The sequence below is a fragment of the Streptococcus huangxiaojuni genome (assembly GCF_040930515.1).
GTDB classification, from domain to species: Bacteria; Bacillota; Bacilli; order Lactobacillales; family Streptococcaceae; genus Streptococcus; species Streptococcus huangxiaojuni.
Map to the genome: position 1 here is coordinate 23,441 of NZ_JBFQEG010000005.1, position 15,134 is coordinate 38,574.

Below are 15,134 nucleotides of genomic sequence, written 5' to 3' on the forward strand. Positions count from 1 at the left end.
AGAGAGAAAAGAGAGGGATTTATGGCGAAAAAACAAAAAATAGTTTCCTTTATTTTGTTAATTCTTGCTGTTGGTCTGCTGACTTCTTGTCAAAATAATACAGCATCTGCACCTGCCGGTTCTTCTTCGAGTCAAGTGACAACCGATAACAACAGTCCGACAGGAGAAGTAGCTGTTCCAGAGGATGAAGCTGTTGATATCGTTTTGGGTGAAGCGGGTGTCACAAAAGAGGAAGCAAAAGATATGCAGGTTAAATCGTCTGTTGCTGACAGCGGAGAAGCTGCATATGATATCAGTTTTATTTACAACTCAGCGACCTACAGATATCTCATTAGTGCAGAGACTGGCGGTATACTTGAGCAAACTATTCAAAAAGATTAATGTGATACAGATAACTGGTGAGTCAAGCACCAGAATTATAACCAAAATATTATTTATAAAATAACAATAGGAGTATATAGGAAATGAAAAAAATGCATCATTTAGGTGATTCTTTGAAAACATTCTTAGTTATCTTTGCTGCTGTATTTGGACTATCTTTTGTCTCATTGGGCTCAGCACGCACTGTTGAAGCTAAGGAACTGACAGATGTTATCACCAGTGTAGACTTATTAAATGCCAGCGATACAAGGCTGACAACAGACTCAGAGGGTGTTTATCAGCTGAGAACGTCCACTGCTTATAAACTGAGAGCTCTTTTTGACCTAAAAAATTATAATGGCAATCTTGAAAATGGTGATTATTTTACCTTTGATATCCCTGCTCCCTTGGATGTCTATGAAAGGACGCTGCAACTCACTGATACTGACACAGGAGTTACTATTGCAGAAGCAAGAATTACCAAAAACGGTAACGGCACCGGCGGTACTGTGACAGTTACTTTGAAAAATCTTGACATCTATCTAGAAGCAACTGGCGGCGATGTTGTTAAAGACGTTTCTGGGAATTTTGCAGCTTCTTTTAAAATAGACAGTGATATTACAAAGGAAGATGTGACCTATAATTCAGCAGGAATGGCATCTGCCGTGACACATACCTACACAACAACAACGAATTCAGGAACAGTGGAAGGTTATGAAAACTTTGCTAAGGCTGGCGGACAAGCAATCAGTGAAGCATGGAATTCTCCTCGTCTGGCCTCTATTGGATCGGTATCAAGCGGAAATTATGCTTCAGCCTGGCGCGTACGTGTCAACACTGGCGGACAAGATTATGGTTCTAATTTGGTTCTGACCGATACTATTCCAAGCAGTGAGTCCTATGCTGCTATTCAGTATATTCCGGAAAGTTTGGCGGTATACTCTGCGCCATCAATGACTTCCAGCACTTCTGCAACAGCTTCTGATTTTGTTTTATTGACGGAAGGCACAGACTATACTGTTCAATGGAATGCCAATTATACGAATTTTACCGTTACTTTTGCAGATGGGTCGCAAAAATATTGGGTAACTTATAAAACGACTACTCCAAACGACGGCAGCACAGTTGCTAACAGTGTATCTGTAGCAACAGCAGATGGGACTGATTTAACACAACGCAGCAACAATACAAGAACATCAATAACTGCTTCAGCTACTTCTTTGTATTCTGGGACGATTGTTGCTTCTACAGCTTACAGGATAAAAATTAATAAAACAGACTCATTTACACTTGCTCCTGTTACAGGCGCAGTTTATACAGTAACTGCACCAGATGGTTCAACACAAGATATTACAACCAATGATAACGGGATTGCCTTAACTGACGAATACGATGCTTCTTTAGTCGGACAAACATTTACAGTTAAAGAGAAAACAGCTCCTGCAGGCTACCAGACAGATGATACGGAGTATACTATCACTCTTGGAGCCGCTGGAAGTTCTATAAATCTTAAAGACAATCCTATTCCGGCTACAGTAGATATCACGGCAACTAAGGCACTTGCAGGCCGTACATTGGCTGATGGTGAATTTACATTTAATCTTTATGATACTAATGGGAATCTTATAGGCACAGCTAAAAATGACAGCAATGGTTCAATTGTATTTAAAGATGTTGAATTTTTAGGAATTGGAACCTATAATTATACTATTAAAGAAGATACCGGCACTGCGGCTTCTGGCATAACATTTGATGAGAATAGCTATCCTGTTACAGTTGAAGTCAAACGTGAAAATAATTTGCTGATGGCAAAAGTGACATCGGAAACAGCTACACTAACAAATCGTTATGAAGCAAATCCGGCAACAATTACGCTTTCAGCAACAAAAGTACTTACAGGCCGTACCCTAACAGCTGATGAATTTGAATTTGTACTGACTGGTCAAGATGGTACAGAGATTGAAACCGTTAAAAATGCTGCAGATGGTTCTATCACTTTCTCAGAACTGACTTTTAACACAGCCGGTACTTATACTTACACCATCAGTGAAGAATCAGGTTCAGCAGCTGGAATAACCTATGATGATTCGACGGTTGCAGTAACTGTCACAGTGACAGATAATGGGAAAGGACAATTAGAGGCGGAAGCTGTTTATGCAGACGGTGACCAAGCATTTGAAAATACTTATGTAGAACCGACAACGACCACCACAACCACTACAACTGAGGCTACGACGACTGCAAGTTCTTCAACGACTACAGAATCTGCTGCTACGACTGAGCCTGCTACCACAACCGAAGCTTCGACTACGACTGAAAGAGCTACCACGACGAACGCAGCAACTACAACTGAGAATGCAGGAACTACAGAAACGCCTGCTGTCACAGAAAGTACAACTGCTGCACAAGCTTCGACCACCACAGAAAATACAACTGTAACAACTGAAGCTGGAACGATTACGACAACTCCGACCTTAACGGACAGCACAAGTGCTGAAACTCCTACTACAGATCCTGCAACAACTTCGACGACTACTAGCACAAGCACCAGTACAACAGCTGATCCAAGCGGAAAAGGCTCTAATAATAAAAATGGCAAATCAAACTCTGGCAAAGGCTTGCCAAGTACAGGTGAACAAGCTGGCATGTTCTTAACAGTTATTGGTTTTGCGGTTCTTGCAGTAGCCGGCGGTTACCTATTTGTCTTAAAAAGACGCAGCTGATACTGATAAGGCAGAATAACTATCTAAAGATAAGTCTAGGACGAAAGTCCTAGGCTTTTTGCTGATCAAAATTTTGAAAAATATTACCATAGACAGGCTCTTCACTTAAAAGTTTGCTCAATTTGTGAATACGGACTAATAGATAGAGGTCAGTCCTAATCAAGAAGAATAGAAAAAAGCAGAGAGCAGAGGCTGGTAAACAAATTATAAAAAGATGATAATGACATCATTTTGTAAGAAGACATGGATGTTTATTACTTTATTGTCACTAAGAAATAACCTGTTCTTTATTGTAATATAAAGGCTTTTACAATAAAATAAAGGCAAATGCTACTGAGAGAGGTCTGAACCCGCAAGAGGAGCCAGTGTTTGCCTCCCAATGAAGAAATATCTTTTGAGATACTGGTCCACTTTTCTTTGCTTACCGTAAGCCGTAAACGACTGAAAGCTTTGTCGCCTTAACAGTCGACCGCACCTCTCTAGTCGTTCTGGCAGGGGTGCGCAGACAAAATCAAAGATTTCGGGCTTACCGCCTTTTGCTGTGGGCTTGAACGGCTTTTGTATTTTGTTGAGGCTGAGTATGGCCTGAAGGCTTGGGAAAGGGTCCTTCCCTCATGTTTTCAGCACACCGGTCGAGCTCTTGACTTTCAGTCGCTTTTTTAACTTTAACGGTCTTTATATTTTGGGAAAGGAGATGATAGTATGAAAGGTTTTGGACACAAATGCAGTTATTTGGCAATTACAGCAGGTCTCGCATTTACTTTGATAATGGGCTTTGCCAATCAAGGAATCCTGAAGGCAGAAACAGTCCATGCAGAAGAATCAGTGGAGTTTGAGGATAGGATTGAATCAGAGGCAGCAGACACTGTTACCCAAGTTGATACTTATTACTGGCTAATGCATACTGAAAATTTATCTGGGATAGTACAAACTCTTGGTCACATGTCGATTGATGATGGCGCTGGTATGACTTATATAATAAAAGAAGAGCGGCCAACGGGTGTTTCAGAAAATATTGCTGTTCCTACCATAGATGGGAAATGGGCTGTTCCTATAAATTTAAGAACAGAACCGACTGGTGACTATGATTCAGAAGCAGCAGAAGATGCTTTGAGGCGTGCTCAAACTTTTGCTGATGCAGGAAGTCAGCTGAAGTGGGACCCTGAGAGATGGCCGCCATTAAAAAATGTTATTGTCCACCAAGAATATACTTCACCTTACCCTATAACCTGTTCCTCTTTTGTGGGTCAGGTTCTCGCCGGCTTTGATTTTAGCCATACAACGTATGTAGAAGACGAAAATACTCTTGTTGGCGATTATGTTGACTTTGGGGCCCCGACTGACAGTTTTAGCTGGCAGGCTTGGCGCTTAGCTAAATGGCTGACCACTGAAAGCAGTCAGACAGATGTTTGGCTGAATGATCCTGATAATCCGCAGTATCAAAAAGGTGATATCCTTTTCTTTTCTAAACAGGATCCGGAGGGCAATGATACAACGGGTAAATATTATGGCAATATTTTTCATACCGCTATTTACCTTGGAGATGGAAAAATCATACATTCTCATGATAAGGAAAATGCTGAAAACTACCCGGGTGTGGTTGTAGAGGAGTTAAACAGTTATTTGCAGTCGAAACTGAGTTTTGTAGCGCGGCCAAAATATACAGATTATCAAAAGCCTACCCTTTCACCGGTGACAGCAGGAGACAGGACTGTTTCCGGCCAGGCTCAGCCGAATGTCAAAGTGACTGTATCTTTCGCTGATGACAGCACCGTTGAGACAGTCTCTGATAATGCTGGGCATTATAGGGCAGAGGTTCCAGAAACAGTTGCCATCAATGAGAATGATGAAATGACAGTCTACAGCACTAATACTGCACAAAACAAGTCAGAAAAAAATACTGTTCGAGCTGTTTCCAAAGCTGCAGCAGAAGCTTTTTGATTTCTTACCTGCCATAGCTGCAATGATAAATCAGCGGATTTCTGCTGTCATGCGTGCCATTGATCTTTAGTATAAAGAGTGGGACAAAAATCAGTAAATCGTCATAAAATGCCGATTTCGATTTTCTTGTCCCACCTCCGCACAGTTGATTAGGGAGGTCACTATCCCTTGCTCGACAAGGGATAAGAACTTCCAATCAACCACTGCGTCAAACGCATCCATCTAAAAAAGTTAAAGAGGCAGGAACTTTTGTCCCAGCCTCTTTTCATGTCTTTTATTCTAAATTCAATTCATTATTTAAAATATTATCTTTTGCAAAAAATTCCGCTGTCTCTTGATTTTTCTAAGCACTGACGAGCGGGCTGATAACCATTTCAGCTGATGCAGATTATTTAAACAATTATTTTATGATTTAAGCTAGGTTTAAGGTCTGATCTATATACTATGAATATCCCCAGTAAAGCTTATCAGTTAACTATCGTTTTCCTAGATAGGCTTTGCACCGATATCTGCTGCCTGCCCTGGCGGCAGATATCCCCCTAAAACTTTTCTTTTTCATAAATCTCCTAAAAACCAAGATTTTAAATCTTGGTTTTTTTGTACGGCAGTAAAAGCTGGTTTTCAGAAAAAATCAGATCAGAAGACAGCAAAAAAGCCTTAAAAATAAGGCTTTAGGCTCGTCTAAACATCCCCCCTACAACCTGAATGTTTAGATGTTTAAAGGTGGTATTTTTGATAAAAAGTATTAAAAAGTTTATTTTTTATTGAAGTGGGCAAAAGAGGGTAAATAAAAATTTATAAACTAAACTATAAATTATTTTTATTACTTTAGTTTATAAATTTTTATGTAATAAATCCGCAGAAAGTTAAGACGATGGCTGCTTTTATTTTTTAGAAGGGTGGTGGTGCTTATGAGAATGAGTGCTAAAATCTGGATAGAAAGGAGAGCAGTAAATTGTTAATTTATGAGGCATTACAGCTAATGTTAACATTTGGCAGCTTTGTTGTTGCTTTTGTTAGTTTAGTGGTACTACTCGTAAATTTGTACAATAAAAAATAACCGTTCTTAACTTTGGCGAGTTAACGGTTATTTTAATAATTGTTGACAGCCACCGTCTTAAACGGTCTGCACAAGGAGCTGTTAAACAGCTCCTTTTTATTTACACTATTATTCTATATTTTTTGGTGTATGTTGTCAAGAATTCATTTGGCTGTACAAAGACCAAATAAATAAAGGTTGACCAAAACAGCAAAAAAGCCTTAAACATAAGGCTTTAGGCTTATCTTATCATATCCTATATATAATATGTGCATTTGTTAGATGAAACACGTGATGAGTGGTTTGAGCGGGAGAAAAAAAGCATGGGCCAAAACATGGGCCAGAGGAAAAAAGCACAAAGAAAAGCCCGAAATGACGGGCTTTTTGGCGATAATATACCATACCCCCTACAGGGCTCGAACCTGTGACCCATGGATTAAGAGTCCACTGCTCTACCAACTGAGCTAAGGAGGCAATAAAAAAGCTGTATTGGTACCGGTGGTCCACGTTTTGTATTGAACCCGCATAATTAAAGCAGGTGGGCAACGCGCTTCTCACTTAGCTGCTTCCGCGTGAAACGGCTTGCATACTGTCAGAAAGACTTTTGTTTCCCAAAAATACAAAGATTTAGTCGGTCAACACATTGATGTGGACTCGTATACCACAGCATTTATTCTATGGTTTTATCATACCATTTTTTTAAAATTTTTCAAGTCTAAATGTTTTATTTTCCGATAACTTATTTTGACAGTCGGTCAATACGGTCTTTGTTGCTGGCTAAAGCCCGCTCATATTTACCAGTATCATTGGGAACGAAATAATTTTTGTTTTGGAGTTTATCAGGCAGATACTGCTGCTTGACCCATTTTTCAGGGTAGTTATGGGGATAAAGATAACCCTTGGCATTCCCCAGTTCTTTGCTGCCAGCATAATGTCCGTCCCGCAGATGGCGAGGAACCGGAAGAGTTCCTGATGTTCGTAAATCAGTCAGAGCTGCTTCTATAGCGGTGTAGGCAGAATTGGATTTTGGTGAAAGAGCCAAATCAATAACGACATTAGCAATGAGGATACGGGCTTCTGGGAAACCGACACGCTGAGCCGCTTCAAGGGCTGTGACTGTATGGATTTGTGCATCGGGATTAGCCAAGCCGATATCCTCGTAGGCGATGACCGTCAGCCTGCGGGCCAGACTGGGGAGGTCGCCTGCTTCAATAAGACGTGCAGCGTAATGGAGGCTTGCATTGACATCAGAGCCACGAATAGACTTTTGCAAAGCGGATAAAATATCATAGTGTCCATCTCCGTTCTTATCCATAGTCAGATAGCTGCGCTGGAGGCTGTTTTCCAAAATATCAAGAGTGATGTGGCGTGTACCGTTTTCCTCGGGCTGTGTTGACAGGACTGCCAGTTCTAGAGAATTAAAGGCTGATCGTAAATCTCCGTTGGTAGCTGCTGCGATGAAATCGAGTGCGTCATCATCTAAGCGGACATCAAAATCAAAACCGCGTTCTTTATCTGTCAATAGGTTTTGAATGGCCTGTTTGATTTCGGCATTCGTCAGTGGTTCTAATTCAAAAATCTGAACACGGGAACGAACTGCCGGAGTAACGGAAAAGAAAGGATTTTCAGTAGTTGCCCCAATCATGATAATATGGCCATTTTCCAGAAGAGGCAGCAAAAAATCCTGCTTAGTCTTATCCAAACGGTGGATTTCATCCAGCAGAAGGACCAGGCCGCCGGAAAATTTTGCTTCCTCTGCGATCTCCTGCAGGCGCTTTTTAGTATCTGTTGTTGCGTTAAAGGTACGGAAAGCGTATTTGCTTGTGCCGGCTATAGCTGAGGCGATAGATGTTTTTCCTATCCCTGGCGGTCCGTAAAGGATCATTGACGACAGCCTGTTGGCCTCTGTCATTCGCCGGATAATTTTTCCTGGACCGACCAGATGCGTTTGGCCGATGACTTGGTCAATAGTTTTTGGACGCATGCGCAAGGCGAGATTATCAGGCATTGGTTTCCTCCGATTTGTTTTCACTTTAACTAAGCAAAGTATTGAAATGGTTATCAAAATAAGCAGTCATTCTTTTGGATAAAATGTCAAACCATTAGCTGCTATGACTTGAAGCCGCCTGGACCTGAATACAGAAGCTTAATAAGACTCTTTGTGAAATTTTGTCAGTATCAACAGTTTTTGAGTTAAGGTAAAAGCTCTGTCGGCTTGATTTCCATGTTTTTCTTTGCTAAGTATGTTAAAATAATTGTAACATAAATGATGTAAGGAATTGATTTTTAAATGGCTGACTATGGTTTTTTATCTGTTCTTGAAGAATAAATGACGGTTAACTGCGATTACGATTTTGCCATAAACTGGGATAAGCGCCGCCATGCGGTAGAAGTCAGTTTTATTTTGCAGGCGCAGAATAAGGCAGGAATAAGAACAGTTGATACTAAAGGGAACAGTAGCGGTGATGATATCCTTTTTGAGGATTGTGTCTTGTTTTATAATCCTCAAAAAACAGTATTTAACAAAGAAGATTATTTAGCCGCCATCCCCTATGAGCCCAAAAAAGGACTGTCGCGGGAATTCTTAGCTTTTTTTGCCCGGTTTTTAAATGATACAGCAGACAAAGGTTTAGGTGCTCTTATTGATTTTCTGGAAAATCCGGAAACCCAAGAATTTTTCATTGTTTGGGACAGGCAGGCTTTTGCTGAAGGCAGAGCAGCACTGGAAGAAAAGGAATTTTACAGCTACCCCAGATATTAATAAGAAAGAGCGGTTCCTTTTACTGGAAAAGTACCGGCCTCATATTTACTCAAAATAGAAGGGAGAAAGGCTGATTTTGATGGTGAGAGAATGAGCTGATGGCTGACGGGACAGTCTCGGCTACGGAATCTGCTGTCAATCTGCGGCTCAATAGTATTATGAATATCTGGCAAGAATTAAACTTAGAAATTAATCGTGAGGCAGAAGAAGCAGCTGCTGATATTTTAGTGGAATCAGGCAGTCAGGGGGTTGCGATCAAAGACAGTGCCGACTATCTGGGAGCAGTCGGCAGATATGGGGAACTGTTCCCGGAAGTCGAGCAGCTTGATAAGGTAATCATTACTGCCTATTACCCTGAAACAGCGGATATGAATCATATCAGGCAGACTGTTAATGAGCGTTTGGCTAAGTTAGCAGACTTTGGCCTGCAGACGGGACAGTTTGTCCTGACTACTCGGCTTTTAGCTGAAGAAGACTGGGCAGAAAACTGGAAGAAATATTATCAGCCGGTTCGTATCACCCATGATTTGACAATCGTACCAAGCTGGACGGACTATAAAGCTGGAGAAAGGGAAAAAGTCATTAAACTGGATCCTGGCATGGCTTTTGGTACCGGCACACACCCGACAACCAAAATGAGTCTTTTTGCCTTGGAGCAGGTGCTGCGTGGAGGAGAGACAGTTATAGACGTTGGTACCGGCTCAGGCGTGCTGTCGATTGCCAGCTCTCTTCTTGGTGCTCAGGCGGTCTTTGCCTACGATTTAGATGATACGGCAGTGCGGGTAGCCCGAGAAAATATTGCCTTAAATAAGGGGACAACAGCTATCCGGGTTGCCTCAGGAGACCTGCTGAAAGGCGTTGAGATCGCTGCTGATGTTATTGTAGCCAATATTTTGGCCGATATTTTGCTACATGTGGTTGAGGATGCTTACCGTCTGGTTAAGAATGAAGGCTATCTTATTATGTCCGGTATTATCTCAGAAAAACTCAATCTCGTGCTGGAAGCATCTGAAGATGCCGGCTTTTTCCTCGAGACCCATATGATTCAAGGAGAGTGGCATACACTAGTCTTTAGGAAAACAAATACCCCAGAAGGGGTTATAGGAGGGTAAATGCAGCAGTATTTTGTGAGCGGTAAGGCTGAACACTTTGTGACGATCAAAGATGAAGCCAGTATTAAACATATGTTTTCTGTTATGCGTCTGCAGGATAATGATAAAGCAGTCTTAGTATTTGATGACAAAGTTAAGCGCCTGGCAAGAGTTGCTGATCGCTTGACACACACATTTGAAATTCTTGAAAAACTGCCTGATAATGCTGAACTGCCGGTTGATGTAACAATTGCTTCAGGATTCCTGAAAGGAGATAAGCTAGAATTTTTAGTTCAGAAGACCAGTGAGCTGGGTGTCCATACTGTTTGGGGATTTCCGGCAGACTATTCAGTTGTTAAATGGGCGGGCACAAAACTTGCCAAAAAAACGGATAAGTTAAACAAAATTGCTCAGGGTGCTGCTGAGCAGAGCAAGCGCAATCGGATTCCCACTGTTAAGCTTTTTGAGAAAAAAAAGGATTTTCTTAGCTCTTTAAGTGGTTTTGACCGGATTTTTATAGCCTATGAGGAAGCTGCTAAAGCAGGAGAAAATTCGGCTCTGGCGCAGGAATTGGCTCTGCTTTCTAAAGGGTGTAAAATTCTCTTTATCTTTGGCCCGGAAGGAGGAATCAGTCCTTCAGAACTAGCTGCTTTAGAATCAAATGGCGGTTTGAAGGTTGGTCTCGGTCCGCGAATCATGAGGGCTGAAACAGCACCTCTATTTGCTTTGAGCAGTGTAGCTTATGTTTTTGAATTGATGTCATAAAACTGTTTATCAGAAAAAAGCACCTCTATTAAGATACAAAGCCTGTTAAGAACGCAAAAGGAAGGAAAATAGGTAAGTCCGAAATCTCTGATTTCGCAGACGCACCCCCGCCAGAACGACTAGAAGGGTGCGGCAGGCTGTAAAGACTGCAAACCCTTCAGACGTTTACGGCTGGATAGTAATGAAAACAGCACTCAGCTTGACTAGTCTTTTCCCGCAGCGTTTAGGACGTGTTCAATTCCAACAAGATACAAAGCCCGTTAAAAGAGCAAAGCAAAAATAGGAGCCTAACCGATGAGTCACTAAAGACTCAAGGGAAGGCTATCTTTTTTGCACAGCTCTTAGGGCGTGTTCAATTCCAACAAGATACAAAGCCCGTTAAGAACGCAAAAGGAAGGAAAATAGGTAAGTCCGAAATCTCTGATTTCGCAGACGCACCCCCGCCAGAACGACTAGAAGGGTGCGGCAGGCTGTAAAGACTGCAAACCCTTCAGACGTTTACGGCTGGATAGTAATGAAAACAGCACTCAGCTTGACTAGTCTTTTCCCGCAGCGTTTAGGACGTGTTCAATTCCAACAAGATACAAAGCCCGTTAAAAGCTCACAGCAAAAATGACGGTAAGCCAGAAATCTTTGATTTCGTCTACGCACCCCCGCCAGAACGACTAGAAAGGTGCGGTCGGCTGTAAAGACTGCAAAGCCTTCAGACGGCTACGGCTGGCGGTAACTAGGTAACGATACAGATTTCCAGCCCCCTCACTCTCCCTTTTCTGGGTTCGGGCTGAAATCATCCACTGGATGATTTCACTGCACAGCTCTTAGGGTGTGTTCAGTTAATCTGAAAAACAGTTGACAGAAACTTGTAAAATGGTATGCTAAAGACAAATAGAAGAGCTGGGAAGGACAAAATAATGGCAACCATCAAAGATGTCGCAAAATTAGCAGGGGTTTCTGCATCAACAGCTTCGCGGGCTCTGCATGACAGCAGCATGATTAGCGAGGCGACTAAGGAGCGGGTCCGCCAAGCCATGGCTGAATTGGATTATTCTCCTAATTATTCTGCTCGGAATTTAGTCAACAGACAGACAAATACTGTTGGAATTGTTTTACCAGTTCGTGAGAGCCAGGATTCTCTTGGCAACAACCCTTTTTTTATGCAGATTATTCAGGGGATCTCCAGTATTTGCAGTGAAAACAATTATATGGTCAGTTTGGCCAGCGGACGAACCAATGAGGAGCTGAAAAAAAATATTGAGACTTTAATACGCAGCGGAAATATCCGCAAAATTATTTTTCTGTACTCCAAAAAAGGCGACCCTGTTTTTCACTATGTCAAAAAGCAACAGAATGTGACCTGTGTTGTGGTGGGTGAGGCTTATGAAAAATCAGGCAGCAATATTCGCTATGTCGATAATAATAATATCCAGGCGGGTCAAGATGCTGGAGACTTTTTAATAGCTAAGGGCTATCGTGAAATTGTTTTTGCCTCTACAGATATGGCTGAGCTGGTTCAGGCACAGCGCTATCAGGGGTATTGTCAAAGTCTTGCGGCACTTGGTCTAAAAGAAGAAAATCTGACACTTTCACGCATTGATGCACAGGGCAACATCCGCCACCTGCAGAAATTTTTAGCTGTTTATCCCAATGTTCAGGCTTTTGTAGCATGCGATGATATTATGGCCATTCGCCTGCAGCGTCTCTTTAAAGAGACTGACCAATCTGCAGCAGACTATGCCATTATAGGTTTCAACAATTCATGGGTGGCAGAAATAGCCAGTCCTGCACTGACTTCTGTGGATATTTTTCCCTATGAATTAGGAGAAAAAGCAGCCAACCTGCTGCTAAAACCGCTAAAAAAAGAAAATAAAGAAAAAGAACCGGTCATCATTCCCCATCAAATTGTTGAAAGAGAATCCACACCGACAAGAGTGGAATAAGCATCCACATGCAAAGCTCTTAATCACTTAAATCCCATTCCAACAAACGAAGCTGAAACACTTTTTGTGTCTCAGCTTCATTTTTGATAATGGCCGAAAAGAAGAACACAAGGCACAGCCTGATGAAAGCACAAGCTGCTTAATCCAGAGGAAGGCACTGGTCGGCTTGCATTTGCTGGCATGTCAGGGTGTCCGAGTAATATTGGCCCCTCTGTAAAATATTTTTTTGAGAAAACGCTTTACAAACTCAAAATAAGTGCTATAATAGGATTGTTGAAACGCAAACGTTTGCGTAAATTTTATACTCAGGAGGCTTCAAATGAAAAAAACAGTTAAACAATTTTTCAGTTTTGAGTTCTGGCAAAAATTTGGAAAATGTTTGATGGTTGTTATTGCAGTCATGCCGGCAGCCGGCTTGATGGTCAGCATCGGGAACTCTATTCCTTTGATCAATCCGGATTCTGCTGTGCTGACAACTATCGGTACGGTCGTTGCTCAGATTGGCTGGGCAGTTATTGGCAATCTCCATTTGTTTTTTGCTTTAGCTATTGGCGGGAGCTGGGCTAAGGAACGTGCCGGGGGCGCTTTTGCGGCCGGTCTATCCTTCTTGCTGATTAATCGCATTACCGGCGCCGTTTATGGAATTTCGAGCGAAATGCTGGCCGATTCTGATGCGGTTGTCAAAAGCTTTTTAGGAACAAAAATGGTGGTTGCTGACTATTTTACCAGTGTTTTGGAGTATCCAGCTCTTAATATGGGGGTTTTTGTCGGAATTATTGCCGGATTTGTCGGGGCAACGGCTTATAATAAATACTACAATTACAGAAAGCTTCCAGAGGTTTTGTCATTCTTCAACGGTAAACGCTTTGTACCTTTTGTTGTTATGGTGCGTTCGGCTGCTGTAGCACTTACCTTGGCACTTATTTGGCCAGTCATACAGTCTGGTATTAATGGTTTTGGAATGTGGATTGCCAGTTCACAGGACACAGCACCGATTTTAGCACCGTTCTTATACGGCACACTGGAACGTCTCCTGCTGCCTTTTGGTTTGCACCATATGCTGACTATCCCTATGAATTATACTTCTTTAGGAGGAACTTATGAAGTGCTGACTGGTTCCGGTGCCGGTTCGCAGGTCTTCGGTCAAGATCCGCTGTGGCTGGCTTGGGTAACGGACCTGATTAATCTTAAAGGCGCCGGGGATACTGCAGCTTATCAGGAACTGTTTACCAGCATTACTCCGGCCCGCTTCAAAGTAGGGCAAATGATTGGCGCAACCGGTATCTTGATGGGCGTAACCTTTGCTATGTACCGTAATGTTGATGCCGACAAGAAGAAAAAATACAGAGCGATGTTTATTTCAGCGGCAGTAGCTGTCTTCTTAACGGGTGTAACCGAACCTTTAGAGTATATGTTTATGTTTGCTGCTATGCCGCTTTATATTGTTTATGCTTTGGTACAGGGTGCGGCTTTTGCTATGGCTGATGTCGTTAATCTGCGTATCCATTCTTTTGGCAATATTGAGCTTTTGACACGTACTCCTATGGCAGTCAAAGCCGGTCTCGGCTGGGATTTGATTAACTTTATCTGGGTATCGCTTCTTTTTGCTGTTATCATGTACTTTATTACTGATTTCATGATTAGAAAAATGAATCTGGCAACAGCTGGGCGTAATGGCAATTATGATTCTGACCTTTTGGAAGATGGCGGAGCCGTATCCGCTGGAGCTGGCAGCAGCCCTTCTACAAATTCACAAATTGTACAGATTATCAGCCTGCTTGGGGGCCGTGATAATATTGAAGATGTTGATGCCTGTATGACGCGTTTGCGTGTCACGGTGAAAGATCCTGCACAGGTTGGCAGTGAAGATTTATGGAAAAAAGCAGGAGCCATGGGCTTAATTACCAAGGGGACAGGTGTTCAGGCCGTTTATGGCCCTAAGGCTGATATCCTGAAGTCCGATATCCAGGACTTGCTGGATTCGGGCGCTGAAATTCCGCAGGTTGATATAAAAGCAGCCAATCATGATCAGCAAGCAGTGTCATTTAAAGATATTACCGCCAGTGTTCGTTCTGCTGCTGCGGGGACCCTTATACCAATTACAGCTGTTAAAGATCCTGTCTTTTCACAAAAAATGATGGGGGATGGCTTTGCTCTAGAGCCGGAAGACGGAAAAGTTTATGCACCAGTTTCCGGCATTGTCACAAGTGTCTTTCCGACCAAACATGCACTTGGATTACTAACAGATGACGGACTGGAAGTTTTAATTCATGTTGGTTTAGACACTGTTGCTCTTAATGGTGTGCCGTTCTCCATAAAAGTTTCTGAAGGGCAGCGTGTTCAGGCCGGAGACTTGCTGCTGGTTGCGGATTTAGCAGCTATTGAATCTGCCGGCAGAGAAAAAACCATCATTGTCGCTTTCACAAATACAGCAGATATTCGAGAAGTTCGTCTGCTGAAAACAGGGCAAGTTTCAGCTGACAGCCTTGTGGCAGAAGTCGACCTTTAAGTATTTGC

The 15,134-nt window shown here is 42.3% G+C and carries 10 protein-coding genes, 1 tRNA gene and 1 other RNA gene; 9 read left to right on the forward strand and 3 right to left on the reverse strand.

All coding sequences use genetic code 11. The annotated features are described in order from the left end of the window. Nucleotides 1-21 precede the first annotated feature (21 nt). The 4 genes from AB3329_RS04505 to AB3329_RS04520 all read left to right on the forward strand — a co-directional run bounded on the left by AB3329_RS04505 (nt 22) and on the right by AB3329_RS04520 (nt 6,084). Nucleotides 22-381: a PepSY domain-containing protein gene (locus AB3329_RS04505; RefSeq protein ID WP_368394549.1), complete on the forward strand. Its 360-nt coding sequence runs from the start codon at nt 22-24 to the stop codon at nt 379-381. An 83-nt stretch (nt 382-464) separates the two neighbouring features. Then, a complete protein-coding gene (locus AB3329_RS04510; protein WP_368394550.1) occupies nt 465-3,083 on the forward strand; it encodes a Spy0128 family protein in 2,619 nt (872 codons plus the stop codon). Nucleotides 3,084-3,785: 702 nt separating this feature from the next. Next, complete coding sequence (locus AB3329_RS04515; RefSeq protein WP_368394551.1) at nt 3,786-5,024, forward strand: Ig-like domain-containing protein; 1,239 nt, start codon at nt 3,786-3,788, stop codon at nt 5,022-5,024. A 955-nt stretch (nt 5,025-5,979) separates the two neighbouring features. Then, a complete protein-coding gene (locus AB3329_RS04520; protein ID WP_368394552.1) occupies nt 5,980-6,084 on the forward strand; it encodes a putative holin-like toxin in 105 nt (34 codons plus the stop codon). Between the two features lie 380 nt (nt 6,085-6,464). Here the strand turns inward: AB3329_RS04520 and AB3329_RS04525 are convergent. The 3 genes from AB3329_RS04525 to AB3329_RS04535 all read right to left on the reverse strand — a co-directional run bounded on the left by AB3329_RS04525 (nt 6,465) and on the right by AB3329_RS04535 (nt 8,071). After that, nucleotides 6,465-6,537, reverse strand: a tRNA-Lys gene (locus AB3329_RS04525). Between the two features lie 3 nt (nt 6,538-6,540). Next, nucleotides 6,541-6,736, reverse strand: a non-coding RNA gene (ssrS, locus tag AB3329_RS04530) — 6S RNA. A 66-nt stretch (nt 6,737-6,802) separates the two neighbouring features. After that, nucleotides 6,803-8,071, reverse strand: coding sequence for a replication-associated recombination protein A (locus AB3329_RS04535; RefSeq protein WP_368394553.1), 1,269 nt, complete (start codon nt 8,069-8,071; stop codon nt 6,803-6,805). Nucleotides 8,072-8,392: 321 nt separating this feature from the next. Here AB3329_RS04535 and AB3329_RS04540 point away from each other — a divergent pair, with 321 nt between their 5' ends. The 5 genes from AB3329_RS04540 (at nt 8,393) to AB3329_RS04560 (ending at nt 15,126) form a co-directional block, all read left to right on the forward strand. Next, nucleotides 8,393-8,824, forward strand: a complete 432-nt coding sequence (locus AB3329_RS04540) for a DUF3013 family protein (protein WP_368394554.1) — start codon at nt 8,393-8,395, stop codon at nt 8,822-8,824. 158 nt (nt 8,825-8,982) lie between these two features. After that, nucleotides 8,983-9,936, forward strand: a complete 954-nt coding sequence (gene prmA, locus AB3329_RS04545; protein ID WP_368394657.1) for a 50S ribosomal protein L11 methyltransferase — start codon at nt 8,983-8,985, stop codon at nt 9,934-9,936. Beyond that, nucleotides 9,937-10,680 carry a 16S rRNA (uracil(1498)-N(3))-methyltransferase gene (locus AB3329_RS04550; RefSeq protein ID WP_368394555.1) on the forward strand — a complete coding sequence of 248 codons (744 nt, stop codon included), beginning with the start codon at nt 9,937-9,939 and terminating at the stop codon, nt 10,678-10,680. Nucleotides 10,681-11,591: 911 nt separating this feature from the next. Beyond that, nucleotides 11,592-12,617: a LacI family DNA-binding transcriptional regulator gene (locus AB3329_RS04555; RefSeq protein WP_368394556.1), complete on the forward strand. Its 1,026-nt coding sequence runs from the start codon at nt 11,592-11,594 to the stop codon at nt 12,615-12,617. A gap of 319 nt (nt 12,618-12,936) precedes the next feature. Continuing rightward, the gene (locus tag AB3329_RS04560) at nt 12,937-15,126 is read left to right on the forward strand and encodes a PTS transporter subunit IIBC (RefSeq protein ID WP_368394557.1); all 2,190 of its coding nucleotides are present in this window, start codon (nt 12,937-12,939) and stop codon (nt 15,124-15,126) included. The last annotated feature ends 8 nt before the right edge of the window (nt 15,127-15,134 follow it).